Source organism: Curtobacterium sp. 22159 (assembly GCF_052045775.1).
Taxonomy (GTDB): Bacteria; Actinomycetota; Actinomycetes; order Actinomycetales; family Microbacteriaceae; genus Curtobacterium.
In genome coordinates, this window is the sequence record NZ_JBQEPN010000003.1 from 20,040 (window position 1) to 45,529 (window position 25,490).

The 25,490-nt window shown below is 71.4% G+C and carries 20 protein-coding genes; 8 read left to right on the top strand and 12 right to left on the bottom strand.

The window, feature by feature from the left end:
- Positions 1 to 6: 6 nt before the first annotated feature.
- From ACTJKO_RS04120 to ACTJKO_RS04130, 3 genes are read left to right on the top strand one after another with little or no spacing between them, the layout of a single operon-like run.
- The gene (locus ACTJKO_RS04120) at positions 7 to 1,326 is read left to right on the top strand and encodes a GNAT family N-acetyltransferase (protein WP_440685972.1); all 1,320 of its coding nucleotides are present in this window, start codon (positions 7 to 9) and stop codon (positions 1,324 to 1,326) included.
- Positions 1,326 to 1,781, top strand: coding sequence for a DUF2087 domain-containing protein (locus tag ACTJKO_RS04125; RefSeq protein WP_440685974.1), 456 nt, complete (start codon positions 1,326 to 1,328; stop codon positions 1,779 to 1,781). Before ACTJKO_RS04120 ends, ACTJKO_RS04125 begins: the two co-directional genes overlap by 1 nt.
- 33 nt (positions 1,782 to 1,814) lie before the next feature.
- Positions 1,815 to 2,795, top strand: a complete 981-nt coding sequence (locus ACTJKO_RS04130; protein WP_440685976.1) for a squalene cyclase — start codon at positions 1,815 to 1,817, stop codon at positions 2,793 to 2,795.
- 112 nt (positions 2,796 to 2,907) lie between these two features.
- Here ACTJKO_RS04130 and ACTJKO_RS04135 read toward each other — a convergent pair whose 3' ends face one another.
- The 11 genes from ACTJKO_RS04135 to ACTJKO_RS04185 form a co-directional block, all read right to left on the bottom strand.
- Positions 2,908 to 4,440: a C40 family peptidase gene (locus ACTJKO_RS04135; protein WP_440685978.1), complete on the bottom strand. Its 1,533-nt coding sequence runs from the start codon at positions 4,438 to 4,440 to the stop codon at positions 2,908 to 2,910.
- 153 nt (positions 4,441 to 4,593) lie between these two features.
- A complete protein-coding gene (locus ACTJKO_RS04140) occupies positions 4,594 to 5,592 on the bottom strand; it encodes an ABC transporter permease (RefSeq protein WP_440685980.1) in 999 nt (332 codons plus the stop codon).
- Positions 5,589 to 6,527 carry an ABC transporter permease gene (locus tag ACTJKO_RS04145; protein ID WP_440685982.1) on the bottom strand — a complete coding sequence of 313 codons (939 nt, stop codon included), beginning with the start codon at positions 6,525 to 6,527 and terminating at the stop codon, positions 5,589 to 5,591. The genes ACTJKO_RS04140 and ACTJKO_RS04145 overlap by 4 nt, the downstream gene beginning before the upstream one ends.
- A complete protein-coding gene (locus ACTJKO_RS04150; RefSeq protein ID WP_440685984.1) occupies positions 6,524 to 8,275 on the bottom strand; it encodes a dipeptide ABC transporter ATP-binding protein in 1,752 nt (583 codons plus the stop codon). Before ACTJKO_RS04150 ends, ACTJKO_RS04145 begins: the two co-directional genes overlap by 4 nt.
- Positions 8,272 to 9,939, bottom strand: coding sequence for an ABC transporter substrate-binding protein (locus tag ACTJKO_RS04155; RefSeq protein ID WP_440685986.1), 1,668 nt, complete (start codon positions 9,937 to 9,939; stop codon positions 8,272 to 8,274). The genes ACTJKO_RS04150 and ACTJKO_RS04155 overlap by 4 nt, the downstream gene beginning before the upstream one ends.
- Before the next feature lie 207 nt (positions 9,940 to 10,146).
- A complete protein-coding gene (locus ACTJKO_RS04160) occupies positions 10,147 to 10,620 on the bottom strand; it encodes a DUF2510 domain-containing protein (protein WP_440685988.1) in 474 nt (157 codons plus the stop codon).
- A 90-nt stretch (positions 10,621 to 10,710) separates the two neighbouring features.
- Positions 10,711 to 11,976, bottom strand: a complete 1,266-nt coding sequence (locus ACTJKO_RS04165) for a D-arabinono-1,4-lactone oxidase (protein ID WP_440685990.1) — start codon at positions 11,974 to 11,976, stop codon at positions 10,711 to 10,713.
- A gap of 26 nt (positions 11,977 to 12,002) precedes the next feature.
- Positions 12,003 to 13,532, bottom strand: a complete 1,530-nt coding sequence (araA, locus tag ACTJKO_RS04170) for an L-arabinose isomerase (protein WP_440685992.1) — start codon at positions 13,530 to 13,532, stop codon at positions 12,003 to 12,005.
- The gene (locus ACTJKO_RS04175) at positions 13,529 to 14,287 is read right to left on the bottom strand and encodes an L-ribulose-5-phosphate 4-epimerase (protein ID WP_440685994.1); all 759 of its coding nucleotides are present in this window, start codon (positions 14,285 to 14,287) and stop codon (positions 13,529 to 13,531) included. Before ACTJKO_RS04175 ends, araA begins: the two co-directional genes overlap by 4 nt.
- The gene (locus tag ACTJKO_RS04180; RefSeq protein ID WP_440685996.1) at positions 14,284 to 16,026 is read right to left on the bottom strand and encodes a xylulokinase; all 1,743 of its coding nucleotides are present in this window, start codon (positions 16,024 to 16,026) and stop codon (positions 14,284 to 14,286) included. Before ACTJKO_RS04180 ends, ACTJKO_RS04175 begins: the two co-directional genes overlap by 4 nt.
- A gap of 551 nt (positions 16,027 to 16,577) precedes the next feature.
- Entirely contained in the window at positions 16,578 to 17,576 is a 999-nt protein-coding gene (locus tag ACTJKO_RS04185; protein WP_440685998.1) for a LacI family DNA-binding transcriptional regulator, read from the bottom strand.
- Between the two features lie 154 nt (positions 17,577 to 17,730).
- On the opposite strand from ACTJKO_RS04185, the gene ACTJKO_RS04190 reads away from it, so the two are divergent.
- The 4 genes from ACTJKO_RS04190 to ACTJKO_RS04205 all read left to right on the top strand — a co-directional run bounded on the left by ACTJKO_RS04190 (position 17,731) and on the right by ACTJKO_RS04205 (position 23,012).
- Positions 17,731 to 19,707, top strand: a complete 1,977-nt coding sequence (locus ACTJKO_RS04190; protein ID WP_440686000.1) for a glycoside hydrolase family 127 protein — start codon at positions 17,731 to 17,733, stop codon at positions 19,705 to 19,707.
- 4 nt (positions 19,708 to 19,711) lie between these two features.
- On the top strand, positions 19,712 to 21,019 hold the full coding sequence (locus ACTJKO_RS04195) for an ABC transporter substrate-binding protein (protein WP_440686002.1): 1,308 nt from the start codon (positions 19,712 to 19,714) through the stop codon (positions 21,017 to 21,019).
- A gap of 73 nt (positions 21,020 to 21,092) precedes the next feature.
- Positions 21,093 to 22,055: a carbohydrate ABC transporter permease gene (locus tag ACTJKO_RS04200; RefSeq protein ID WP_440686004.1), complete on the top strand. Its 963-nt coding sequence runs from the start codon at positions 21,093 to 21,095 to the stop codon at positions 22,053 to 22,055.
- A 3-nt stretch (positions 22,056 to 22,058) separates the two neighbouring features.
- A complete protein-coding gene (locus ACTJKO_RS04205) occupies positions 22,059 to 23,012 on the top strand; it encodes a carbohydrate ABC transporter permease (RefSeq protein ID WP_440686006.1) in 954 nt (317 codons plus the stop codon).
- A gap of 67 nt (positions 23,013 to 23,079) precedes the next feature.
- Here the strand turns inward: ACTJKO_RS04205 and ACTJKO_RS04210 are convergent, their stop codons facing one another.
- The gene (locus ACTJKO_RS04210) at positions 23,080 to 24,129 is read right to left on the bottom strand and encodes a LacI family DNA-binding transcriptional regulator (protein ID WP_440686008.1); all 1,050 of its coding nucleotides are present in this window, start codon (positions 24,127 to 24,129) and stop codon (positions 23,080 to 23,082) included.
- A gap of 180 nt (positions 24,130 to 24,309) precedes the next feature.
- On the opposite strand from ACTJKO_RS04210, the gene chvE reads away from it, so the two are divergent.
- On the top strand, positions 24,310 to 25,437 hold the full coding sequence (gene chvE, locus ACTJKO_RS04215) for a multiple monosaccharide ABC transporter substrate-binding protein (RefSeq protein ID WP_440686010.1): 1,128 nt from the start codon (positions 24,310 to 24,312) through the stop codon (positions 25,435 to 25,437).
- Positions 25,438 to 25,490: the final 53 nt, after the last annotated feature.

Genomic DNA, 25,490 nt, shown 5'->3' on the forward strand with positions numbered 1-25,490 from the left:
CGAGGTGTGAGCAACGAGGCATTCGACGACCGCTACGAGCTGCGCGAGTTCGCGCCCGGGACGGATGACGAGGGGGCACCGGACGCCGAGACCGACGCCTGGATGCGCGCCGTCGGACTTGGCTTCCACGAGACCCACCCCGGCGACGAGGTCGCCCGGGTCATGGTCGGCCAGTTCATCGAGGACGGCAACACCTGGCTCGGGGCGCACGTCCGTCGTCCGGCACCGGGCTCCGTCGACGAGACCTGGCCCGCCGGCACGTTCGCGTGGTTCCGGAAGCCGCTGAGCTGGGGCGACGGTACCGCCGTCGACACGCAGGCGATCTCGGCCGTCACGGTGCGCCCGACCGAGCGCCGACGCGGCATCCTCCGCCGCATGATGACCCACGCGCTCGAACGGGGCGTCGCCGAGGGCTACGCGCTCGCATCGCTGACCGCGTCCGAGGGGACCATCTACCGACGGTTCGGGTTCGGCAGCGCGATCCGTGAGCGTGCCGTCAGTGTCCGCCGCAACCGTGCGCTCCCCTTCCTCGCGCCGACCACGGGTGTCGTCAGCGTCGTGACGCCCGAGTGGCTCGCGGGCGGCCCCGGACGTGCGGTGTTCGACCGGTTCAACGCCCGGACGCCGGGCTCGATGGTGCGCAACGCGCACACCTGGCCGGTCGTCTTCGGGCTCCGCACCCAGGACGGCGAGCAGGCGAAGGACGTCCGTGCCGCCGTGCACCGCCCCGAGGACTCGGACGAGGTCGACGGCTACGTGACGTGGCGCGTCAAGGAGAGCGGCGACGGCGACACCGTGCTCGAGATCGTCGACCTGGTGTACGCGACCGACGCCGCGTACCTCTCGCTCTGGGAGTTCCTGCTCTCGATCGACCTCAACGACGTCGTGAAGTACAACCGCTCGCGGCTCGACGACCCGATCGTGGCCGCCCTCGGCGACAACCGCGCGTACGACGTCGACCACGAGGAAGACCACGTGTGGCTGCGGGTCCTCGACGTCCCGGCAGTGCTCGCCTCCCGCCCGTACGCCGTCGACGGTTCGTTGACGCTCGCCGTGACGGACGCGCTCGGGTTCACCACGGGCACGTACCGCCTCGACGTCCAGGAGGCGCGGGGCACCGTCACGAAGGTCGCCGACGTCGCGGACGAGGCCGGGTCGGACGTCCAGCTCGACGTCGCCGACCTCGGCGCGCTGCTGCTCGGATCGGTGTCACCGGTCACGCTCGCCGCCGCAGGCCTCGTCCGTGCCGCCGACCCGGCCGCACCGGCACTGCTCCGCGCGATGCTGACGCCGCCACGTACGCCGCACGGGATCACGTACTTCTGATGGCACTCACCACGGCCGTGGCCCGGGCGCGTCAGGCGGTCGCCGTCCTGGCGAGCCCGACGCTCCGGGCTGCGGTCGTGGGCGACGGCGAGCTCGACGACCGGACGCGCGCCGCCCTCGCGGCGTTCGACTGGCTCGGCGACGACGGCCCCGACACGCCGCTCCTCGGCCGGACGGCGCAGGACCTGCAGCGCCTGCAGGCCCCGGCGGCCCTGCTCGAGTTCGACTGGATCGCGCGGATGCCCGTGCGGGACGTCGAACGGCACCCGATCTCGGTCCGGATCGTCGCGCTCGTGTTCGCGCGCCTCGGTTCCCCGCGGCCCGTGTCGGAGGCGGTGCTCAACGCCGCCATCGCCATGTTCGCCGAGGACGTCGCGATCGTGCGGCGCGACGCGGTCGACCTCGGTGTGCTCGAACGGACCGACGACGGCGGGTCGTACCGGTACGTCGGCTGACACGGCCGCGCGGCCCGGCGTACCCTTCGCGCCATGGACGCCTCGGTGGTCGACTGGTTGCTCGACTCGGACCCGGCGCTGCGCTGGCAGGTCGAGCGGGACCTCATCGGCGCGCCGCCTTCGACGTGGCAGGCCACGCGCGCCCGGGTCGCGACCGAGGGGTTCGGCGCCGCGCTCCTCGCCCACCAGGACCCCGACGGGCAGTGGGCCGGCGGCGCGTACTTCCCGGCCGACTTCGACCCGAGCGGCCCCGAGGCGCAGGAACCCGGGCAGCCGTACACCGCGACGACCTGGTCGCTCAACAGCCTCCGCGAGTGGGAGCTCGACGCGACGGTGCTCGGGGACACCGCGGCACGCCTCGCGGTGAACAGCCGCTGGGAGTACGAGCAGCTGCCGTACTGGGGCGGCGAGGTCGACTGCTGCATCAACGCCTTCACGCTCGCGAACGGCACCTGGCTCGGCGCGGACGTCGTCGGGATCGCGGACTGGCTGCTCGAGCACCAGCAGGCCGACGGTGGATGGAACTGCGAGTGGATCGAGGGATCGACGGTGTCCTCGTTCCACTCGACCCTCAACGTCCTCGACGGACTCGTGGAGCACGAGCGGCTCACGGCCGGGACGCACCCGCGTGCGACGGCGCTCCGGGCGGCCCGGCACCGCGGTGCGGAGTACCTGCTCGAACGACGCCTGCTCCACCGGAAGTCCGACGGTGCGTTCGTCGGTCCGTGGGTGCACCGCTTCGCGTACCCGTTCCGGTGGGTCTACACCGCGCTGCGCGCCACCGACCACCTGCGAACCGCGTCGCTGCTCGACGGGACCCCTCCGGACCCGCGCGCTGCCGAAGCGGTCGAGATCGTGCGCGCCGCCCGGAACCCGGACGGAACGTGGACGCAGGGCGAACGGCCGGCCGGGCGGCAGTGGTTCGAGGTCGACGTCCCGGTCGGCGAGCGCTCGCGCTGGCTCACGCTCGTCGGGACGCGGGTGCTGCGCTGGTGGGACGGGGCGACCGTCTGAGCACCTGCCCCGGCAGCATCCCGCGCGAGCAGCGGGATGAACGCGGAGACCGGCGCCGGACCGGGGGTTCCCCTGGTTCGGCGCCGGCCTCGTGGTGCGGCGTCGCCGTGGACTACTGGGCGAGGATCGCGGGGCTCGTACCCGCCTTCATCCCGACGCCGAACGAGGTCGCAGCGTCGTCGTTCGTGACCGTCCAGAGATCACTGCCGTTCGTCTGGACCGCCACCACGTACCCGCTGCCGACCGCGGCGATCGACGGGCTGGTGTCGGCGGCCATGCCGATGTCGAACGCCGTCGCCGCCTTCCCGTCGGTGATCGTCCACAGCTTGCCGGTGTTGGTCTGCACGGCGATCACGTAGCCGCCCGACGGGAGCGCGAGGATCGACGGGCTGGTGCCGTCCTGCATCCCGACCGGGAACGCCGTCGCAGCCTTCGTGTTCGTCACGCTCCACAGCGCGCCGGTGTTCGTCTGCGCTGCGATCACGTACCCGCCGTTCGCCGTGGCGGTGATGGAAGGGCTCGTGCCGGCCTGCATGCCGACACCGAACGACGTGGCCGCCTTGGTGTTCGTCACGCTCCACAGGTCACCCGTGTTGGTCTGCACCGCCACGACGTAGCCGCTGCCGACCGCCGCGATGGACGGACTCGTCCCGGCGGCCATCCCGATGTCGAACGCGGTCGCCGCTTTCGTGTTGGTGATGGTCCAGAGCTTCCCGGTGTTGGTCTGCACCGCGATGACGTACCCGCCGCCGGAGGTCGGGATGATCGACGGACTCGTGCCGGCCTGCATGCCCACCGGGAACGACGTCGCCGCTCCCCCGGAGTCGATCGTCCACAGAGCACCGCCAGCCGCCTGGAACGCTGTGACGTACTTCCCGCTGCCGAGGGACGCGATCGCGGGGCTGGTGCCGGCTGCGACGCCGACCGGGTAGGCCGTCGCCGCCTTGCTCGCCGTGATGCTCCACAGCTTCCCGGTGTTGACCTGCGCCGCGGTGACGTACGAGGTGGTCTTGACCGTGCTGCCACCGGAACCGGAACCACTCAGCGAACCGGTGGGACGCCCGACGACGTCGAGCAGCTGCTCACCGGGTTCGGACCAGAGCGTCTGCTCCTTGACGCCCTCCCCGGGTGCGGCCGCGGCGATCATGTAGCCGTTCCCGAGGTAGATGCCGTCGTGCAGGAAGTTGCCGGACGTGGTGCCGGTGCTCGTCCAGAACAGGATGTCCCCGGGCTCCGCGTTCGCGCGCGACACGATGTTGCTCTTCAGTGCGTTGTACTCGTCACCGACGACCGGCCGGGACGTCCCGTTCGACAGGTCGATGCCAGCCTGCAGGTAGGCCTTCCAGACGAGCCCGGAGCAGTCCCATGCGCTCGGCCCGTTGCCGCCGAGCGCGTAGTAGGTGCTGCTGTTGGGCCCGCCGTCGCTCTTGCTCCACATGGTCTCGGCGTAGGCGATGGCACTGTTGGCGGCCGCAGACGGACCACCGCCGGTGTTCTGACCCGGTTGCGTCGCCATCGCCGGCACCGCGAGCCCGATCGACGCGGCGATGGCGATCGCAGCGGCTGCGATCCCGATGAACGTGTCCCTGACCCGCGAGCGTGCCGTGGTCGGCATCGTCCCGAGGTCCCCCTGAGTGTTGATCACGATCGAATGCTCGACCCGCCTCCCAGGGGCGACAAGTCCGCGGTTCGGAGGACTCATGGGGGATGTCCGGCCAGGACACTGGGATCGGGGAGCCTTCGGTGTGTGGACTCTCAGCGATCGGGAGGTCCTGTCGTCACCACGGGGTCGACGCTGCTACGCGCGGCGTCGGACGCGTGGGTCGACGAACGCGTACACGACGTCGACGATCACGTTCGCCGTGACGATGAGCAGGGCCGAGAACAGCGTGAAGCCCACCACCACCTGCAGGTCGAGCGTGTGCACGGCGTCGATGAGCAACGCGCCCAGCCCCTGCATCGAGAACACCTTCTCGGTGATGACGGCACCGCCGAGCAGGGACCCGAGGTCGAGCCCGAAGAGCGTCACCACGGGGAGGATCGCCGTCCGCAGTCCGTGCCGCACGACCACCTGGCGCTCGCGGAGCCCCTTCGCGCGGGCGGTCCGGACGAAGTCCTGCGACATCGACTCGAGCATCTCGCCGCGGGTCAGCCGGGCGTAGATCGCTGCGCTGATGAACGCCAGGACGCACCACGGCAGGATCAGGTGCGTGAACCAACCGACGGGGTCGTCCCCGAACGCGACGTAGCCGCTGGTGGGCAGGATCCCGAGCACGAACCCGAACAGCAGGATCGCGAGCAGGCCGACCAGGTACGAAGGCGAGGACACCCCCGCCACCGCCACGGTCATCACCGCCCGGTCGACGAACGTGCCCCGGCGCAGTGCCGAGAGCGTCCCGCCGGCGACCCCCGCGACGAGCCACAGCACGGCCGCGCCGACCGCGATCGACGCCGTGACGGGCAGGCGGCTGAGGATGAGGTCGGTCACGCTGTCGTGGAGCTGGAACGAGTAGCCGAAGCAGGGCGCCGCGCAGTGGATGACGGAGGCGCCGGACCCGAACGTCCGACCCGTGAAGATGCCCGCGAGGTACGCCCCGAACTGGGCGATCCACGGTTTGTCGGTGCCGAGGAACGCCTGGACCTCGCGGAGCCGGTCCGGCGTGCACGGCTTGTCGCAGATCGCCCGCGCCGGGTTCGTCGGCAGCAGCATGAACAGCGCGTAGGTGATCGCGGCGACGACGAGCAGCACCACTGCGGCGCCGAGGACGCGGATCGCGATGAAGCGGAAGGTGGTCACCGGGCGGCTCCTCGCGGGTCGAGGGCGTCACGGAGCGCGTCGCCGAGCACGTTGAACGCCAGGGTGATGAGGAACAGTGCCGCTCCCGGGAAGACGAGGTACATCGGGTCGGTCTGCACCCAGCCGATCGCGTCCCCGATGCTGCGACCCCAGGACGGCGTCGGCGGGGTGACCCCGACCGCCAGGAAGGACAGGGCGGCCTCGGCCCCGATCATCGACGGGATCGAGATCGTCGCGTACACGGTGATGGTCGCCGCGAGGTTCGGCAGGAGCTGCGTCCGCATGACGTGCCACCGGCCGGCGCCCATCGCCGTCGACGCGACGACGTAGTTCCGGGTCACGAGCGACAGGGTCTGCCCACGGACGACCCGGGCGACGGACGGCCAACCGAAGAACCCGATCACGAGGACGACGAGCACGGGCTTCGGGAACGACGTCGGCACGATGGCGGTGAGCGCGATCATGAACACCAGCGACGGGAAGCCGAAGATGACGTCGACGACGCGGGAGAGCACGCGGTCGTACCAGCCGCCGAAGAACCCCGTCGTGACACCGACGAGCACGCCGATGACGATCGACAGGACCGTCGCGGCGAGCCCGATGCCGAGCGACGTCCGCGCGCCGTACGTCACGATCGAGAAGAGGTCACGCCCGGTCAGCGGCTCGACACCGAACCAGTGCTGGCCGCTGATCCCACCGCCGACGCCCTTCGGCGCCCCGAACGAGTTGAGCGCGTCGATGTGGTAGCCGTACGGGTCCTGGCCGGACACGGCGGCGATGAGCGGTGCGGCGATCGCGACCACGACGAAGACGGCGATGACGACCGCGGACGCGACCGCCCACCGGTCCTGACGCACCCGCCGCACGACGGCGCGGAAGCCGGTGCTCCGGTTCGCGGGTGCCGCCACCGGACGGTCGACGACGTTGGCGGTCACGAGGCCACCCCTTCCCACGCACGCCAGGCCTCACGTCGGGCGGCCTGTCGCACGGGGTCGGCGACGGGCGCGGCCGCGAGGAGCATGCGCGTGTAGTCCTGTTGCGGGTCGTCGAGCACCGCGTCCGTCGTGCCGCGCTCGACCACCCGGCCGTCGTGCAGCACGACGACCTCGTCCGCGAGCTGCCGGACGACGGCGAGGTCGTGGCTGATGAGCAGCATGCCGAAGCCGAACTCGGCCTGCAGGTCGGAGAGCAGGTCGAGCACGGCCGCCTGCACCGTGACGTCGAGCGCCGACGTCGGTTCGTCCGCGATCACGAGCGCGGGTCGGAGGGCGAGCGCGCGGGCGACCGCGACGCGTTGCCGCTGCCCGCCGGAGAGCTGGTGTGGGAACCGCTCCGCCCACGAGGGCTCGAGCTGCACGGCCGTGAGGAGGTCGCGTACCCGGTCGGCACGGCTCGTGGCCGACGCGGCTCCGTGCACGAGGAGCGGCTCGGCGATGCTCCACCCGATCGTCTGCCTCGGGTTGAGCGACGACGCCGGGTCCTGGAAGACGATGCCGACACGGCTCCGGAGTTCCCGGAGCCGAGCGCCCCGGGCCGTCCGGAGGTCGCTGCCGTCCACCTCGACGGATCCGGCGACGACCGGCACGAGGCCGGCGAGCGCACGTCCGATCGTGGACTTCCCGGACCCGGACTCCCCCACGAGGCCGAGCGTGTGCCCGGCCCGCAGGTCGAGGTCGATGCCCGAGACGGTCGGTGCGCCGCGGCGCGCGTAGCGCACGGCGACGTCGCGCAGCTGCGCGACGACGGCTCGGGAGGCGCGGTTCGGCTCGTGCCCGCCGCTCGCGTCCACCGGACCATCAGCGTCGTCGGCGCTGGGCGACACATCACGCGCGACGGAACGCGTGAGCTGTCGCTCAGCGCGTGACGAGACCTGCGGAGCCTCCGGTGCGGACCCGGCCGGCGCCTCCAGGACCGGCACTGCGGCGAGGAGCGCCCGGGTGTAGTCGGCCGACGGGTGCGCGAACACCTCGGTCACCGACCCCTGCTCGACGGGATCGCCGCGGCGCATCACGAGCACCTCGTCCGCGACGTCCGCCACCACGCCCATGTCGTGCGTGATGAGCAGCACCGCCAGGTCGCGTTCACGGCCCAGGGTCCGGAGCAGGTCGAGGATGCCGGCCTGCACGGTCACGTCGAGCGCGGTGGTCGGTTCGTCCGCGATGAGCGCCACCGGGTCGCCCGCGAGTGCCATCGCGATCATCGCCCGCTGCAGCTGCCCGCCGGAGAGCTCGTGCGGGTACGCCTTCCGGATCCGCGCCGGATCGGAGAGCCCGGCGGAACGGAGCAGCTCGTCGGTCCGGGCCGAGACACCCCCGTGGTCGAGGTCCGTCGGGTGGGCAGTGATCGCCTCGGCGATCTGCGTCCCGATCGAGAGCACCGGGGTGAACGAGTTCATCGGCTCCTGGAACACGACACCGATGCCTGCGCCGCGCACCGCACGGAGCTCCTCGTCGGACGCACCGACGAGCTCGGCGCCGCGGAACCGGATGCTGCCGGAGACCCGGGCCTCCGGCGGGAGCAGCCCGAGCACGCTCATCGCGCTGACGGACTTGCCCGACCCGGACTCGCCGACGAGGGCGAGCACCCGGCCGGGCGTCAGGGAGAAGGAGACGTCACGGACGACGGGCTCCGCGTCGCCGAACGCGACGCGGAGCCCCTCGACCTCGAGCAGCGGGGAACTCACTTCGCGAGCGAGACCTTGAGGTAGTTCGGGTACGCCGGGAAGTCCGCGATCCGGAAGTTCTGCACGTTCGAACCGGCCAGGAAGGACTGCTTCGCGTACGTCAGCGGGACGATCGGCGCGTCGGCCATGATCTTCTTGTCCGCTTCGGCCCAGAGCTTCCGCGCGGCCTTCTGGTCGATCGTGCCGGTCGCCTGCTTGATGAGCGCGTCGACCGCCGGGTTGCTGTACTTCGACACGTTGTAGCCGCCGCCACCGATCTGCGACGAGTCGTAGAGCGGCTGGATGTTCGCGTTCGCGCTCGGGAAGTCGGGCTGCCAGCTGAACAGCGCGAGGTCGAAGTCGGTGCCGTCCGTCGTCGCCGTGTAGAAGGAGTCCTGGTCGAGCGGCTTGAGCGTCACGGTGATGCCCGCACGCTTGAGACCGGCCTGGAGGGCCTGCGCCTGTGCGAGGTTCGACGAGTCGTTCTGCGTCACGAGGGTGAGCTTCAGGTCCGAGACGCCGGCTTCCTGCAGGAGCTTCTTCGCCTTCGCGACGTCACCGTCGGCACCCGGCTTGTACAGGTCGTAGTCCTGACGGCCGGCGATGCCCGGGGTGATCAGCGTCGTGGCGTACGACCCGGCGAGCGCGCCGCCCGCGGCGATCCGGTAGGACTTCTTGTCCACCGCGTACTGCAGCGCCTGGCGCACCTTGAGGTCCTTGAGCGAGCCCCTCTGGGTGTTGATCGCCATGTAGGTGATGGGGCCGGCCTTCGACGTGGCGAGGCGGTCCTGGGCGGACGGGTTCGAGCGGACCTGGTTGAGCTCCGCCGCACCGAGGTACGAGGCGCCGAAGGAGTCCTTGGCGTCACCGTTGTCCGCGATGAGGGTCTGCGTGACGGTCGACGGGTCCTGGCTCTCCTTGAACACGACCTTCGACGGACCGGCCGTGCGCACGTCGTCGGTCTTGGCGCTCCAGGACTTGTTCCGGACGAGCGTGATCTGGGAGCCCTGCGTGTTCGACTGCACCTGGTAGGGACCGGAGGCGACCGGCTTGGCGTCGTACGCACCGGTGTCGGTGCCGTCACCCTCGGGGACCGGGGCGAACGCCGGCATCGACACGATCCACGGCCAGTCCCCGTACGGCGCGTTGAGCTTGAACACGATGGTGGAGTCGTCGGGCGTCTCGATGCTGTCGAGGGTCTTGCCGTCGAACGGGCCCTTGTAGGTGTCGCCGCCGACGAGGAGCGACTTGTGGTAGCTCAGGCCACCGGTGAGGGTCGGCGCGAACGAGCGCTCGATGCCCCACTTGATGTCCTTCGTGGTGATCGGCTTCCCGTCCTGGAACTCCAGCCCCTTCTTGAGGTGGTACGTCCAGGTCTTCCCGCCGTCGCTCGAGTCGCCGGTGTTGGTCGCCAGGTCCGGCACGACCTTCGCGGTCTTGCCGGGCTGGACGTCCCACGCGGTGAGACGACGCAGGACGAGGCCGAGCGTCGTGATGTTGAGGTTCTGGCTCGTCGCCGGGTCGAGGTGCACCGCGGTCGCCGTCGTGAGGATGTTGAGCGTGCCGCCCTTGGTCGTGCCGCTCGACGCGTCGTCCGAGGCGCCGCCGCCCGAGCACCCGGCCAGCACGAGTGCTGCTGCTGCGGCGACCGCCGCGGTGATGGTCAGGCGCGTGGGGCGTCTCATGACGTTGGTGCTCCTCGTGGGAAGGGGTGGGGGTGACGACCGTGACGTGGTCGCTCGGGTGGCCCGGGTCGGGTCACCGGGCGCCGTCCATCCTGACACCCGGGCGGTGGCCCGTCCGAATCCCGTGCACGACGCGACGTCGCACGACGAAACAATCCAATCGCCGAGCGTCGTCCGGCTATTCCCGATCCGTGCGTGCGGGCCTGGTCAGCTCATCAGCTGCGCGACGCGGAGGAAGAACAGCCCGCCGCTCACCAATCCCAGGATCACGGCCGCGAGGGAGACGCCGAACCCGGTGATGCGCTGACCCGTGAGCTGCCCCGCGCGGGCGAGGCCGATTGCCCCGAACACGAGGCCGAGGACGCTGGGGATCGCGAGCAGGTTGAAGATGAACGCGATGAGCGACAGGACGAGACCGGCATAGCCGAACGGGTTTGCTGATCGAGTCGCCCGGTCCTTCGCCACCCGTGCCCGGCGACCAGTCAGCGGTCCGTCGCTCGCCCCTGCGCGGTATTCCGACGGCGCTGGCGGTCGTGGCGCCGGCTCGACCACCGAGAACGGCGCGGTCCCGGGGACGGCTTCCGGCTGCGGAGCGAGCGCTCCCCACCGCGTCCCGTCCCACCACCGCAGACGCGCCTGGTCCTCCGGATCCGGGTACCACCCAGCGATCGGCAACGTCATCTACTCCCCCTCCGCGGCACGGTCGTCAGGATAGGAGCACCGGCGCACGCCCCGCAGCCCCACTTCGAGGGCGAGGGGCGCGGGACACGATCAGGCGAGGACGCGCGCGAGGAACGCGTTGCGGAACCGCCCGGTGGGGTCGAGGTCGCGGGCGACGGCGGCGAAGTCGGACAACCGCGGGTACACCTCGTGCAGCCGCTCGACGCTCGCGGCCGAGACCTTCCCCCAGTGCGGCCGGGCGTCGAACGGCGCGAGGGCGTCCTCGATCCGCTCGACCGCGGCGGCCACGGCACCGGCGTCCCGTCGGAAGGTGAAGTGGATCCCGACCGACTGCCGCTCGGACGAGGGCGCGAGCCACGCGGTGTCGGCGGCGACCGTCCGGACCTCGGCGGCGATGAGCAGCGGCGCGAACACCTCCTCGAGCGGTCGGAGCGCGCGGAGGGCCGCCACGGCCGACCCCGCCGGCAGGAGGTACTCGGCCTGGATCTCGGCCCCGGTGGACGGCGTGAACGAGGACCGGAAGTGCGGCAGCCGCTCGGACCACGGCCCCGGCACGCCACCCTGCTCGGTGACGCCTGCTGGGTCGTTCTCCCCCGGGTGCACCGGGCCGGTCGCCGGCCGGGCACCGAGTGCGACGAGGTCGACCGACGGCTCGGGCTCGTCCGTGCGGCGCTTCACCCAGACCTGCCGGGCACCGCGGTCGTCGAACGAGGTGAACAGCGACACCGAGTACGCGTCCGAGACGACGTCGTCGAACCGGTCGTACACCGCGTCCCACGGCAGGTCGAGGTGCACGGTCGTGGCGACCTGGAACGACGGCTCGATCGCGAGTTCCACCGCCGTGACGACGCCGAGTGCGCCGAGGGCCACCCGGTGGGCGTCGAGCGCACCGTCGGGTGAGGACGCGTCGACGTACGCCAGGTCGCCGGTGGCGCGGACGACCTCGAGACCGACCACCGCCTGTGCGAGGGACGGGTTCCGGACGCCGGAGCCGTGCGTACCGGTGGCGACGGCCCCAGCCGTGGAGATGTGCGGCAGGGAGGCGAGGTTCCCGAGCGCCCAGCCCCGCGCCTCCAGGCCCGCAGCCACCTGGCTGTGGATCATGCCGGCGGCGACGCGCACGACACGACGGTCCGCGTCGACGTCGAGCACCGGCGGCAGGTCCGCCAACGAGACCTGCAGCGCGTCGGTGTCGGCGATCTCGTTGAACGAGTGCCGCGACCCGAGCGCCGTCAGGCGCGGCGTGGTCGCGACGAGGTGCTGCACCTCGGCGACGGAGGTCGGCCGGGCCAGCCCGGACGCCCGGTAGGTGACGTTTCCGGCCCAGTTCGTCCTCGTGCGCTGCGTCGCGATCACGTCGCTCATCGTACGGTCCGCGTCCCTCAGAAGCCGCGGTCGAGACGGTGCCACGCCTGCTGGAGACGCAGCTCGTCGCGGAACCCGCGGGCCGTCGTGTGCTCGTCGATGACGAGGAACTCCGTGCCGACCATGGTGGCGAGGTCCTCCACGACCTGCAGCCCCACGGCGGTGGTCATCACCGTGTGGTGGGCGGCGCCGGCGGTGAGCCACGCCTCCGCCGCCACGGGGAAGGACGGACGGGGCTCCCACACGGCACGGCCGACGGGCAGTTTCGGCAGCGCCTCGGTGGGTTCGACGACGTCGACGACGTTCGCGGTGAGGCGGAAGCCGTCCCGCGTGTCGGACAGCGCGACCACGACCGCCTCGCCGGGGTCCGCCGTGAAGACCAGGCGCACCGGGTCGTCCTTGCCGCCGATGCCGAGCGGGTGGATCTCGAGCGTGGGCGTCGTGGTGGTCAGGGTCGGCGACACCTCGAGCATGTGGGCGCCGAGGATCTTCTCGGCTCCGGGCGTGAGGTCGTACGTGTAGTCCTCCATGAGGGAGGCGCCGCCCGGCAGTCCCGCTCCGGCGACGTTCATCGCGCGCACGAGGACGGCCGTCTTCCAGTCGCCCTCCGCCCCGAAGCCGTAGCCCTCGGCCATGAGCCGCTGCACCGCCAGGCCCGGCAGCTGCTTCAGCGCGCCGAGGTCCTCGAAGTTCGTCGTGAACGCCGCACTCTGGTTCTGCTCCAGGAGCGCGCGCAGGCCGAGTTCGATCGCAGCACCGTCACGGAGCGCCTGGTGGCGGTCACCGCCGTCGCGGCGGAGCGACGGGTCGACGTCGTAGTCGCGCTCGTACACCGCGACGAGCGCGTCGACCGCCGCGGTGTCCTCCCCCGCCGCTGCGACGGCGTCGGCCAGCTCGTTCACCGCCCACGTGTTGACCTGCACGCCGAGCTCGATCTCGGCCTCGGTCTTGTCGCCCTCGGTGACGGCGACGTACCGCATGTTGTCGCCGAACCGCGTGAGCTTGAGTTCCCGCACGGCGGCGGCACCCGCGGCTGCCCGGGTCCAGTCGGCCACGCGCTGCTGCACCCGGGGGTCCGACACGTGCCCGACGGCGGTGGCGTGCCGGACGCCGAGCCGTGCGAGGGCGTACCCGAACTCACGGTCGCCGTGCGCGGCCTGGTTGAGGTTCATGAAGTCGAAGTCGATCTCCGCCCACGGCAGCGTGACGTTCGCCTGCGTGTGGAGGTGCAGCAGCGGCTTCGTGAGCGCCTGCAGCCCACCGATCCACATCTTCGCCGGGCTGAACGTGTGCATCCAGGTCGTCACGCCGATGACCCGGTCGTCCGCGCTCGCCTCGGTGAGCGCCCGTCGGATGCCGTCGGCGTCGGTGAGGACGGGCTTCCAGACGAGCCGGACCGGCAGCGCGTCCGCGAGGGCGGCGTGCACCTGCTTGCTCTGCTCGGCGACCTGGCGGAGGGTCTCCTCGCCGTACAGCCCCTGGGAGCCGGTCAGGAACCAGACCTCGTATCCCGCCAGGGTCTCGGCGGGGTCGACGGCGTGCGTCATTGCAGTGCTCCTTCGGGGTTCTGTCCGTAGACGTTCTGGTAGCGGTCGAAGAGTCGGTCGACGTCCTCGGGTGCGATCGGCACGGGCTCGCCGAGCTGCCGCGAGACGTGCACGGTCCGGGCGACGTCCTCGCACATGACGGCGGCCTTGACGGCGTCCTTCGCGTCCCGTCCGATCGTGAACACGCCGTGGTTCTGCATGAGCACGGCGCGGCTCCGGTGTCCCTCGAGCGTGGCGACGATGCCGCGGCCGATCGAGTCGTCGCCGATGATCGCGAACGGCCCGACCGGGATCGGTCCGCCGAACTCGTCCGCCATCGCGGTGATCACGCACGGGATCGGTTCGGCCCGGGCCGCCCACGCGGTCGCGTACGTCGAGTGGGTGTGCACGACGCCGCCGACCTCGGGCATGTTCCGGTACACGTGGGCGTGCGCGGCGGTGTCGGAGGACGGGCCGTGGCTGTTGCCCCACCCGTCGGCGGGCACGCCGTCGAGGGTGCAGACCACCTGGTTCTCCGGGGTCAGGTCGTCGCTCGACACCCCGCTCGGCTTGATGACGAAGAGGTCGGTGCCCGGGACGCGCTCGGAGACGTTCCCGCCGGTCCAGATGACGAGGCCGTAGCGGACGAGTTCGCCGTGCAGGCGGGCGACGTGCTCGCGGGTGCGGGCGACGGCGTCGCGGGTGGCGTCGTCGGGGGTCGTGGCGGCGGGGGTCGCGGCGGCGGGTACGCCGCGTGCGGCGGGTGCGTCGGTCATCGGGTTGCTTCCTTCACGGTCGGGAGGGTCGGGTCGGCCGCAGTCGTCGTCTCGCCCGCGCCGGTGGTCGCGGCGGACTGGAGGCGCGGGTCGGCGGGTGCCGTCGCCTCGCCCCCGCCGTCACTCGCGCCCGGCGGCGTCAGCGCTGCCGCGACGTCCTGCACGGGCAGCGCTCGGCGGTACCGGCCGAGGTACGCCCGGAAGCCGTCGACGTCGCGCGGATCGGGGTCGGCGACCTGGACGGCGTCGCCCGCGAACACCGCGTCCGCGAGGAAGTCCGACAGGTGCTGGTCGGTGTGCTCGAGGTACGCGGCGAGCACCGCGATCCCCCAGGCCCCGCCCTCGCCCGCGGTCTCCTCGAGGGCGACCGGCACGCGCAGGGCGGCCGCGAGGAGCCGCTGCGGGGTGCCCGGTGTCCGGAACAGGCCACCGTGCGCGGTCATCCGTTCGACCTCGACCCCCTCGCCGTGCAGCACCTCCATGCCGATCGCGAGGGTGGCGAACGCGCCGTGCACCTCGGACCGCACGAGGTTCCCGAGGGTGAAGTGCGCGTCGGGGGTGCGGAGCAGCAGGGGTCGGCCCGCTGCCACGTGGGTGACGGGTTCCCCGGCGAGGTAGTTGAACGAGAGCAGGCCGCCGGCGTCCGGGTCGGCGTGCTCGGCTTCGTCGAGGAGGACGCGGAACACGTCGTCCGCCGGCAACGTGCTGCCCGCGGCGTCGGCGAAGCGTCCGAACACCCTCGCCCAGCCGCCGATCTCGCTCGCACCGTTGTTGCAGTGCACCATCGCCACGGCGTCGCCGGAGGGGGTGGTGACGACGTCGAGCTCCTCGTGCGGCGTGGAGAGCGGGCGCTCGAGGACGACCATCGCGAAGATGCTCGTGCCGACGCTCACGTTCCCGGTCCGCGGTGCGACGGCGTTCGTCGCGACCATGCCGGTGCCGGCGTCGCCCTCGGGCGGGCAGAACGGGACTCCGGGCAGCAGCGAGCCGGTGGGGTCGAGCCACGCGGCGCCCTCCGGGGTGAGGGCACCGGCGTCCTCCCCCGCGACGAGCACCTCGGGCAGCAGCGCACGCAGGTCCGGGACGCCGACGAGCTCCTGTGCGGTGGCGAGCATCGCAGCGTCGTAGTCGCGCTTCCCGGGCTCGCCCGGGCCGCTGTCGACCGGGGACGTGTCGATCGGGAACACCCCGCTCGCGTCGCCCACGCCGAGCACGTCCCGACCGGTGAGCCGCCGGTGGACGTAGCCGGCGAGGGTCGTGATGCCGGCGAGGTCCGCGACGTGCGGCTCGTCGTCGAGGACCGCCTGGTGGAGGTGGGCGATCGACCAGCGGAGCGGGATGTTGAACCCGAGGGCGGCGCTGAGCTGTTCGGCGGCGGGGCCGGTCGAGGTGTTGCGCCACGTCCGGAAGGGCACCAGCAGCTCACCGGCCGCGTCGAACGCGAGGTAGCCGTGCATCATCGCGCTCACGCCGGCGGCGCGGTAGGTCGTCGGCGTGACGCCGTACTGCGCTTCGACGTCCGCGACGAGGGCGGCGTACGCGGCGCGGAGCCCGGTCTCGACGGCGGCGAGGGAGTAGGTCCAGCGGCCGTCGACGAACTCGTTCTCCCACTCGTGGGCGCCGGCGGCGATCGGGACGAGGTCCTCGTCGACCAGGCAGGCCTTGATGCGGGTGGAGCCGAGTTCGATGCCCAGCGTCGTGCGGCCGTGCACGATCTGCTGTCGGCGGTCGTCGCCCATGCGTTCCTCCAGAACCTCGTCGTCCCCGTGAGCGCTCACATCCTGTCACGTGAGCGCTCACTCCCGCAACGCCGCCGCGCGCCCGCCCCCGCCGTGCCGCCCGCCGCCCCGCCGCCCCGCCCGCGCCGAGTGCGCCATATCCGTCACACTCGACGCGTTCGGCCGACACCTTCCGCACACTCAACGAACGTGAGCGACACGTCGTGCCCATTCGGCGGGACGATCGAGAAGGCGCCCGCAGATCCGGCCGTACCCGCCGACCATCCCGGCGCGAGCTACGAGTGGGCCGTATTCGTCACACTCGACGCCGTCGGCCGACACGTTCCGCACACTCGACGAACGTGAGCGGCATGCCGTGCGCACTCGACGGCCCGACGACAACCACCCCAGCCCCGCACCCGCCCAGCACCCGGCCGAGGTCGCGCGACTTGCCGCTCACCTCCGGCGCCGACGGCATGTCGTGCGGCCGGAAGGACCGCACGCGGCATGTCGTGCGACCAGAACGACCGCACGCGGCAAGTCGTGCGACCGGAACCACGCGGCCGGGCGGCCTACGCGCCGATCGTGCTCTCGCGGATGACCAGGGACGGGGTGACCGTCGCCGACGCCGCCGATCCCCCGTCGACGAGCTCGAGCAACGCCCGACCCGCGACCCGCCCGAGCTCCTCGAGCCGCAGGTCCACCGTGGTGAGCGGCGGCCGGCTCGCCAGCGCCATCACGTCCCAGTCGTCGAACCCGGTGACCGCGACGTCCTCCGGCACCGACCGCCCGAGCTCCCGCAGCCGATCGCACACGCCCCGGGCGATCTGGTCGCTCCCGCACACGATCGCGTCCACGTCCGCGGCACCCCGCGCGAGCACGTCCACCGCCTGACGGCCCCAGCGCTCCGACCACTCGCCGTACAGCGGCGGCCCCACGAGCGCCGGACCGAGCACCTCGGTGGCACCGGAGACCCGTCGCACCGCCGACCGGTGCCGTTCCGGCCCGGTCACGATCGCGACCCGCTGCCGCCCGAGCGTCAGCACGTGCGACGCCACCGCCGCCGAACCCGCCTCGTCGTCGAGGGTGACGGAGACGTCGGCCGGGTCGGTCGACGGGGTGAACGCGTACACGACGGGCATCGGGACGTCGATGGGTGGCCGGGGGTCGGCGGAACGGCCGGTGACGATGATGCCGTCGACCCCGCGGGCGGCGAGCGAGCGGAGGTAGTGGGCCTCGCGGACGTGGTCGTCCCGGGTGTCGCAGAGCAGCACGGCCATCTGGCCGGCGGACAGGGCGTCCTCGGCGCCGAGCAGCACGGGGATCGAGAACCGACCGAACGAGTCCGTGGTGATCATGCCGACGGTGTAGGTGCGCCCCGACGACAGCGCGCGGGCACGGGCGTCACCGACGAACCCGAGCTTCTCCGCTGCTTCCTTGACGCGGAGGCGTGTGGCATCCCGGAGTTGGCCGGTCCCGTTGAGCGCCTTCGACGCCGTCCCGATCGACACCCCGGCGAGCGCCGCGACGTCGGTGATCCGGACCGGCTGTCCTGTGCGCTCGAGGGTCACAGCAAACTCCTTTCCGACCCGTGTGCAGTGATCCGATCATACGCAAGCCTCACGAAACAGCCCTTGCGCGCCTCCCGATCGTGTCGTAGCGTCTGCGCCAGAAACCGTTTTCCGGCAACCGGGGACGGCTCCAGTCACATCGCAAGGAGGCGACATGACCACCACGCTCGCGACGGACAGCCGCGCGCACACCGCGACTCCGGTCCTCCCGACCGCGGCCGCGCACCTCACGCTCCGGCCGTTGCCCACCGGCGACGCCCGCATCACCGGCGGCTTCTGGGCGCTCCGGCAGGAGCGGAACGGCCGCGACGCGGTCCGCGGCGGGTACGCCCTGCTCGAGGCGGCCGGCAACTTCCGGAACCTCCGGATCGCCGCCGGGCTCGAGGAGGGCGAGGCGACCGGCCCGATCTTCATGGACTCCGACGTCACGAAGTGGCTGGAGGCCGTCGCCTGGGAGTACGGCCGGGCTCCTGCCGACGACCTGCTCGAGCTCCAGCGCGAGGTCACCGCGCTCTACGCCCAGGCGCAGGCGGAGGACGGCTACCTCGACTCCGTGCAGCAGATCCGTGGGAAGGGCGAGCGGTACACGGACCTCAAGTGGAGCCACGAGATGTACTGCGCGGGGCACCTGTACCAGGCCGCCGTGGCACAGCACCGGGCGACGGGCGACACCGGGCTCCTCGAGGTCGCGGTGAAGAACGCCGACCACCTGGTGCGGACGTTCGGCGACGGCCCCGGCAAGCAACGTGACATCGACGGACACCCCGTGGTGGAGATGGGTCTGGTGGAGCTGTACCGCGAGACCGGCAACCGCGACTACCTCGACCTCGCGCACTGGTTCGTCGACGCGCGCGGGCACGGCATCATCGAGCGCGCTGGCGGCGAACCGACGTACTTCTCGGACCGGGTGCCGAGCCGCGAGGCCACGACGGTCGAGGGCCACGCCGTCCGCGCCGTCTACCTCGCCGCCGGCGCCGTCGACGTCGCGATCGAGACCGGTGACACCGAGCTGCTCACGGCGAGCGAGACGCAGTTCGCCGACATGATGGCGACGAAGGCGTTCATCACCGGCGGCCTCGGGGCGCGCTGGGACTGGGAGGCGTTCGGCGACCCGTACGAGCTCCCGACCGACCGCGGCTACGCCGAGACCTGCGCGGCGATCGGCGGCATCCAGTGGGCCTGGCGCCTGCTCCTGGCCACCGGCAAGCCGGTGTACGCCGACGCGATCGAGCGGCTCCTGTACAACGCGTTCCTCGCGGGCGTGAGCTTGGCGGGCACCGAGTACTTCTACGTCAACCCGCTCCAGCAGCGGGACCACGCGCACCAGGACGAGAACCGCTCCCCCGCGCACGGCCGACGCGGCTGGTTCGACTGCGCCTGCTGCCCGCCGAACATCATGCGGACGTTCGCGAGCCTCGACGGCTACCTCGCCACCGCCACGGACGGCGGCCTGCAGCTGCACCAGTACGCGACGGCGTCGCTCGGTCAGGTCACGGTCGAGACCGGGTACCCGCACGACGGCCGTGTGGTCGTCACCGTGACCGAGGACGGGCCGCTCACCCTCGGGTTACGCATCCCCGCCTGGTCGGACACCACGACCGTGCACGGTCCGGACGGGACGGCCAGCCCGGCCCCCGGCACGGTGCACGTCATCGACCGGGAGTGGACCGCCGGCGACACCGTCGAGCTCGTCTTCGACACGACGCCGCACCGGTACGTCGCGGACGCCCGCATCGACGCCGCTCGCGGTCAGGTCGCGATCGAGCGCGGGCCGCTCGTGTACGCGGTCGAGCAGGCGGACCAGCAGGGCTTCACGGTGGACGACCTGACGGTGGACCCGGAGGCGCCGATCACCGGGGAGCGCCAGGACGGGTTGCTGGACGGCGTCGTCACACTGCGCATCGCAGGTCGCGCCCCGGCCGAGCACGAGCGGGCGGCCTGGCCGTACCGTCGGCTGGAGGGCCGCGGAGGCGCGGACCACGCGGGAGAGGCGACCAGCGTCGACGGCGTGGCCGGTCCTGACGGACGCGCACCCCGCCTCCAGGAGGTCACCGCGACCGCGATCCCCTACTACGCCTGGGCGAACCGCGGAGCCGCGCCGATGCGCGTGTGGCTCCCCCTGGCCCGGTGACGTGATGGACCGCAGAGCGTTCCTCGCCGGCGGGCTCGCCGGCGGGGCTGCCCTCGCCCTGGCGGGGTGCTCCGGCACCCTGCCCAAGGTCGACGCACAGGTGGCGAGCTTCGGCCGGAACGCGACCGGCACCGTGCACGTCTGGTGCCGCGCCGCGACCCAGGCAGGACTGACGGCCGCGGTCGCCGGGTTCAACAAGGCGAACCCGAAGCTGCAGGTCGAGCTGACACCGGTCCCCGACGGGCAGTACGTGACGAAGCTCGCGACCGCCATCCGTGGTGGTGAGCCACCGGACGTGGTCGACATCGACGACATCAACTCGCAGCTGTTCATCTTCCGCGAGGCGTTCGCCGACCTCACCGACGTCGTGAAGGGGCTCGACTACTTCGACGAGATCTCCCCCGGCCACCTGCGGCTGCTCCAGTACCGCGACCGGTACTACGGCCTGCCGTACCTGGCGGACAACTCGCAGCTCTTCGTCAACACGGAGCTGTTCGCGAAGGCGGGCCTGGACGTCGAGGAGTCGACCAAGGACCTCGACTCGTTGCTCGACGCGGCGAAGGCGATCCGGAAGGTCGCGGACGACGTGTACGGCTGGTCCATCTCGGGCAACGCCGCGGGCATCATCGGCTTCGTCACGCAGCCGCACGTCTGGGCCACCGGCGTCGACATGATGTCCGGCGAGGTCGGTTCCCAGAAGGCGAACATCACCGGCAACGAGGCGCTCGAACGGATGCTGGAGTTCTACCGGCAGCTGTGGAAGGACGGCGTGCTGTCGAAGGCGACGTACTCCGACGCCGGGACGACGTGGGGCGCTGACTTCCGGGCCGGGAAGGTGGGCATCTTCCCGAGCTCCTACGGCGCCACCGTGCCGGCGGCGACGAAGGCGATGCGCGCGAAGATGCAGACGGTGCTCATCCCGTCGTGGGACGGCAAGCGGTCGTTCTTCGACGGCGGCGACAACATGTGCATCCCGAACGGCGCGGCGAACCCGTCCGGCGGCTGGGCCTTCATGCGGTACGCCAACGGGCTCCAGCAGCAGCAGGCGCTGCCGGACGGCGGGTACTTCCCCACCCGGTCGGACGCTGCCACCCCGTCGTACCGGAAGAAGTACCCGCTCGCCTCCGGGCCGTTGGACGCCATCGACAAGGGGTACGCCCCGCAGACGCTCGCGTACAACCTGCTGAACAACCAGCCCTCGTCGCCGTACTTCGCGATGTTCCGCGAGGCCGTGTTCGGCTCCGGGACCACCGCTGCGATGAGGACGGCCCAGTCCGAGTACCAGCGCATCCTCGACCAGGTCCAGGCCTGACCACCCCGTCCGTCAGATCGTCGCACGTCGACCGAGCGACAACGTCGTTCGACCAGCACAGAGAGGTGCACGCATGTCGACCATCACCACCCGGCGCACGGCCGGGGGTCGGACCGGCGCCGGCCGCCCCACCGTGGGCCGCAGCAGCCGTTCCGCGCCGTCCCGCAACTCACTCACGCACCCGCCGCGCACCGGCGCCGTGCTCGTCACCCCGGCGATCGTGTTCGTCGCGGTGTTCGTCCTCGCCCCGCTCGTGTTCGCGCTGTACATCTCGTTCACGAACTGGCCGCTGATCGGCCCGTACCGGTTCATCGGCCTGCAGAACTACCTGACGCTGTTCCAGGACCCGACGTTCGTGCACGCCATCGGGTACACGCTCCTGTACACGGCGATCGTCACGGTCCCGATCCTCGCGCTCGGGTACTTCCTGGCCGTGCTCGTCCGGGCACGGCGCCGCGGGAGCACGGTGCTGCGCACGGTGTTCTTCCTGCCGTACGTGGTCGGGCTCACCACGCTCTCGTTCATGCTCGTGCTCGAGGCGCAGCCGAACTCCGGCGCGGTGAACATGGTGCTCCGCTGGCTCGGGATCACCGACGGCAGCACGGCGTGGCTGGTGAACGGGCCGCTGGCGACGCTCCTCATCTGCGTGCTCGTGGTCTGGGCGGTGTCCGGGCTGACGATGGTGCTGCTCATGTCGGCGATGCAGGGGATCCCGGACGAGGTGTACGAGTCCGCGCAGCTCGAGGGCGCGTCGTGGTGGCAGGCCGAGCGGCTCATCACGTTCCCGATGATCCGGTCGACCGTGGCGCTCAGCGTGATCATCTCGGTGATCGGCTCGCTGCTGGCGTTCAACCAGTTCTACATCCTGACCCAGGGCGGCCCGGGCACCGAGACCACGACCATCGTCAACGCGATCTACAACCGCGGCTTCGTGAACCTGCAGCTCGGCGCGGCGACCGCCGAGTCGATCGCCCTCGTCATCGTCATCGCGGCCGTCACGGTGTTCCAGTTCTGGGCACTGCGAGAGAAGGACTGAGCCATGAGCACCACGACCACGCCGTCCACCATCGCGGCCGCCGACCTGTCCACCCGGGCCCTCACGACCAGCGGCGACGGACGCCGACGGCGCCACCAGCAGGGCAGCGTCCGGCACCCGCGGGACACCGCCGTGAAGCGCACCCTCTACGTGATCGCGGGTGTCGGCGGGGTCCTCGTCTTCGCGGTCCCGCTCATCTGGTCGATCCTGCGGGCGTTCCAGTCCGAGGCCGTGATCACGCAGGCCCCAGACCCCGCGACGTTCTTCCAGCTCGGCTGGCAGAACTTCGCGGCGGTCTTCAGTCCCTCGTCGCACCTGCTCACCGGCGTGTTCAACTCGCTCGTCGTCTCGATCTCGACCGCCGTGCTGACGGCCGTGATCGCGACGATGGCCGGGTACGGGTTCGCGCGGTTCCGGTTCCGCGGGTCCGGCGTGGTGTTCGGGCTCGTGCTGCTGACGATGATGGTGCCGTTCCAGGCGATCCTCACGCCGCTGTACCTCGAGATGAACGCGATGAAGCTGACGAACTCGCTGCTCGGGCTCGTGCTGTTCTACACGACGGTGAACCTGCCGTTCGGGGTGTTCGTGATGCGGAACGCGTTCGAGTCGATCCCGACCGAGCTCGAGGACTCGGCGTTCGTGGACGGGGCGTCCCGGTTCCGCGTCGTCGTGTCCGTGCTGCGTCCGTTGCTCCTGCCGGGAGCCGCGACCGCTGCGCTCTACGCGTTCCTGGCCTCGTGGACGGAGTTCCTCGGAGCCCTCACGTTCCTCACGAAGGACTCGCTCTACACGCTGCCCGTCGCGCTCCTCAACCTGCAGACGGGTGCGTACGGGCAGGTGTCGTACGGGAACCTCGTCGCCGGGTCGGTGGTGGCGATGATCCCGTGCATCGCGCTGTACGTCGGGCTGCAGCGCTTCTACGTCGCCGGTCTGTCGTCGGGGGCGCTGAAGGGCTGAGCCGGGCGGCAGCGGACGGGAGGCGCGGTGCGGGTCGGCACCGCGCCTCCCGTCCGTCGTCCGCGCGCTACGCGCTCCGGCGCACCACGAGCTCGGGGACGAGCAGGGTCTCGTCCCGCGGTTCGCCCTCGACGAGGGCACGGACCGTGTCGAGCACCCGCTCACCCATCGCCCGGAAGTCCTGCCGCACGGTGGTGAGCGGCGGCGTGAAGTGCGCGGCCTCGGGGACGTCGTCGAACCCGACGACGGCGATGTCGTCCGGGACCCGCAGCCCCTCGTCGGCGAAGGCGTGCAGGACGCCGAGCGCCATCTGGTCGTTCCCGGCGAACACCGCGTCGACGGTGTGCACGTCGATCGTCCGCGCCGCCTGGAACCCGCTCGCGGGTGTCCAGTCACCGTCCAGCACCACCGGGTCGAGGCCGGCCTCGCGCATGATCCGCTGGTAGGTCGCACGGCGCACCTCGGACTCCTGTGACACCGCCGGCCCGGCGATGTGCACGATCCGGCGGTGCCCGCGGTCGAACAGGTGCCGCATGACGAGCTCGGTGCCGGCGGCCTGGTCGATCGCGACGGCGGCGACGCTCGGTGCCACGGGCGCCCGGGCCGCGTCACGCTGCACGGCGTTCGCCACGACCACGGGCACGGCGACCGGCACCGTCAACGAGGCGAGGGCGTCGAGCACCCGGTTGTCGGCGGCGACGAGAACGATCGCGGCGACGTCCTGTGCGAGCAGGGTCGTCAGGGCACCGGAGAGGTCGGTCGGTCCCGGGGCGTCGGGCAGCGTCGAGAGCAGCACGTGGTACCCGGCCGAGCGCGCCGCTCGTTCGAACCCGATCGCGGTGCTCGACGGGCCGTACAGCGCATCGCCCGCGGTGATGATGCCCAGCGCACGGCTGCGTCCGCCGGCGAGCGCCCGGGCTGCCGCACGCGGCCGGTACCCGAGCTCGACGACGGCGTCGGAGACCTGCGCGCGGTACTGCTCGCGGACGGTGGGGTCGCCGTTGATCACCCGCGAGACGGTCTGGTGCGACACGCCCGCGCGCTCGGCGACGTCGAAGATCGTGGGGGCCTTGCGACGCTTGCCGCCGGCGTCCCCGAGCGCGGTCGTGGTCGTCACGTCGCCAACCGTACCGCGCAGTCCGCCCGACGCCGCAAGATCGCGAAACGGTCACGATGAGTTGACACCCCGTCACGGAACCAACAGTATGTGAGCGCTCACACGAGCAACCATCCGCGGGGCACTGCAGCCCCGGCACCGAGCGCGTCGACGACGACGCGCAGGAACAGAGGTACTTCGATGATGAAGCGCAAGATCGTCGCGGGCGTCGCCGCCCTCGGCATCGCCATCGCACTCGCCGGCTGCTCCGCCGGCGGCCGCGCGTCCACCGACGGTGGCGGCAGCGGCGACAACAAGGGCGCCCTCGTCGGCGTCGCCATGCCGACCAAGGTGTCGGAACGCTGGATCAAGGACGGGGACGCCGTCAAGAGCGACCTCGAGAAGGCCGGCTACAAGGTCGACCTCGAGTACGGGGACAACAAGATCCAGCAGCAGGCCCAGCAGGTCAGCAACATGATCACGAAGGGCGCGAAGATCCTCATCATCGCGTCCATCGACGGCGGGGCCCTCTCCGACCAGCTCGACGCCGCCGCCAAGGCCGGCATCAAGGTGATCTCGTACGACCGCCTGCTCACCGGCAACAAGAACGTCGACTACTACGTCTCGTTCGACAACGAGAAGGTCGGCGTCGACCAGGCCACCTCGCTCCTCACCGGCCTCGGCATCGTGGACAAGGACGGCAAGCCCACGGGCAAGAAGGGGCCGTTCAACATCGAGGTCTTCGCGGGGTCGCTCGACGACAACAACGCGAGCTTCTTCTTCAACGGCGCGATGAAGACCCTCAAGCCGTACCTGGACGACGGCACGCTGAAGATCCAGTCCGGCCAGGACCAGCTCTCGCAGGCCGCGACGCAGCAGTGGGACCCCGCGACCGCCAAGGCCCGCATGCAGAACCTCATCGCGAAGTCGTACTCCGGCGGCACGACGCTCAACGGCGTGCTCTCGCCCTACGACGGCATGTCGATCGGCATCATCTCGGCCCTCCAGGGCGCCGGCTACGGCAGCTCCGACCGTCCGCTGCCGATCATCACCGGCCAGGACGCCGAGGCCGCCAGCGTGAAGTCGATCATCGCGGGCCAGCAGTACTCGACCATCTACAAGGACACCCGCAAGCTCGCGAAGCAGTCGGTCACCATGGCCGAGGACCTGCTCTCCGGCAAGAAGCCCGAGGTCAACGACACCAAGAGCTACGACAACAAGGTCAAGGTCGTCCCGACCTACCTGTTCCAGCCGACCGTCGTGACGAAGGACAACTACAAGGAGGTCCTCGTCGACTCCGGGTACTACACCGAGGCCGACCTCAAGTAGGACCGCAACCCATCTCACGGACCGGAGGCGCGGTGCCCGCCCGCACCGCGCCT

Excerpts from the sequence above, each read along its gene's own strand:
- chvE (WP_440686010.1), top strand. The coding sequence starts at position 24,310 with ATGATGAAGCGCAAGATCGTCGCGGGCGTCGCCGCCCTCGGCATCGCC.
- ACTJKO_RS04125 (WP_440685974.1), top strand. The coding sequence starts at position 1,326 with ATGGCACTCACCACGGCCGTGGCCCGGGCGCGTCAGGCGGTCGCCGTC.
- ACTJKO_RS04160 (WP_440685988.1), bottom strand. The coding sequence starts at position 10,620 with ATGACGTTGCCGATCGCTGGGTGGTACCCGGATCCGGAGGACCAGGCG.
- araA (WP_440685992.1), bottom strand. The coding sequence starts at position 13,532 with ATGACGCACGCCGTCGACCCCGCCGAGACCCTGGCGGGATACGAGGTC.
- ACTJKO_RS04130 (WP_440685976.1), top strand. The coding sequence starts at position 1,815 with ATGGACGCCTCGGTGGTCGACTGGTTGCTCGACTCGGACCCGGCGCTG.
- ACTJKO_RS04200 (WP_440686004.1), top strand. The coding sequence starts at position 21,093 with ATGTCGACCATCACCACCCGGCGCACGGCCGGGGGTCGGACCGGCGCC.
- ACTJKO_RS04195 (WP_440686002.1), top strand. The coding sequence starts at position 19,712 with ATGGACCGCAGAGCGTTCCTCGCCGGCGGGCTCGCCGGCGGGGCTGCC.
- ACTJKO_RS04175 (WP_440685994.1), bottom strand. The coding sequence starts at position 14,287 with ATGACCGACGCACCCGCCGCACGCGGCGTACCCGCCGCCGCGACCCCC.
- ACTJKO_RS04205 (WP_440686006.1), top strand. The coding sequence starts at position 22,059 with ATGAGCACCACGACCACGCCGTCCACCATCGCGGCCGCCGACCTGTCC.
- ACTJKO_RS04155 (WP_440685986.1), bottom strand. The coding sequence starts at position 9,939 with ATGAGACGCCCCACGCGCCTGACCATCACCGCGGCGGTCGCCGCAGCA.
- ACTJKO_RS04180 (WP_440685996.1), bottom strand. The coding sequence starts at position 16,026 with ATGGGCGACGACCGCCGACAGCAGATCGTGCACGGCCGCACGACGCTG.
- ACTJKO_RS04190 (WP_440686000.1), top strand. The coding sequence starts at position 17,731 with ATGACCACCACGCTCGCGACGGACAGCCGCGCGCACACCGCGACTCCG.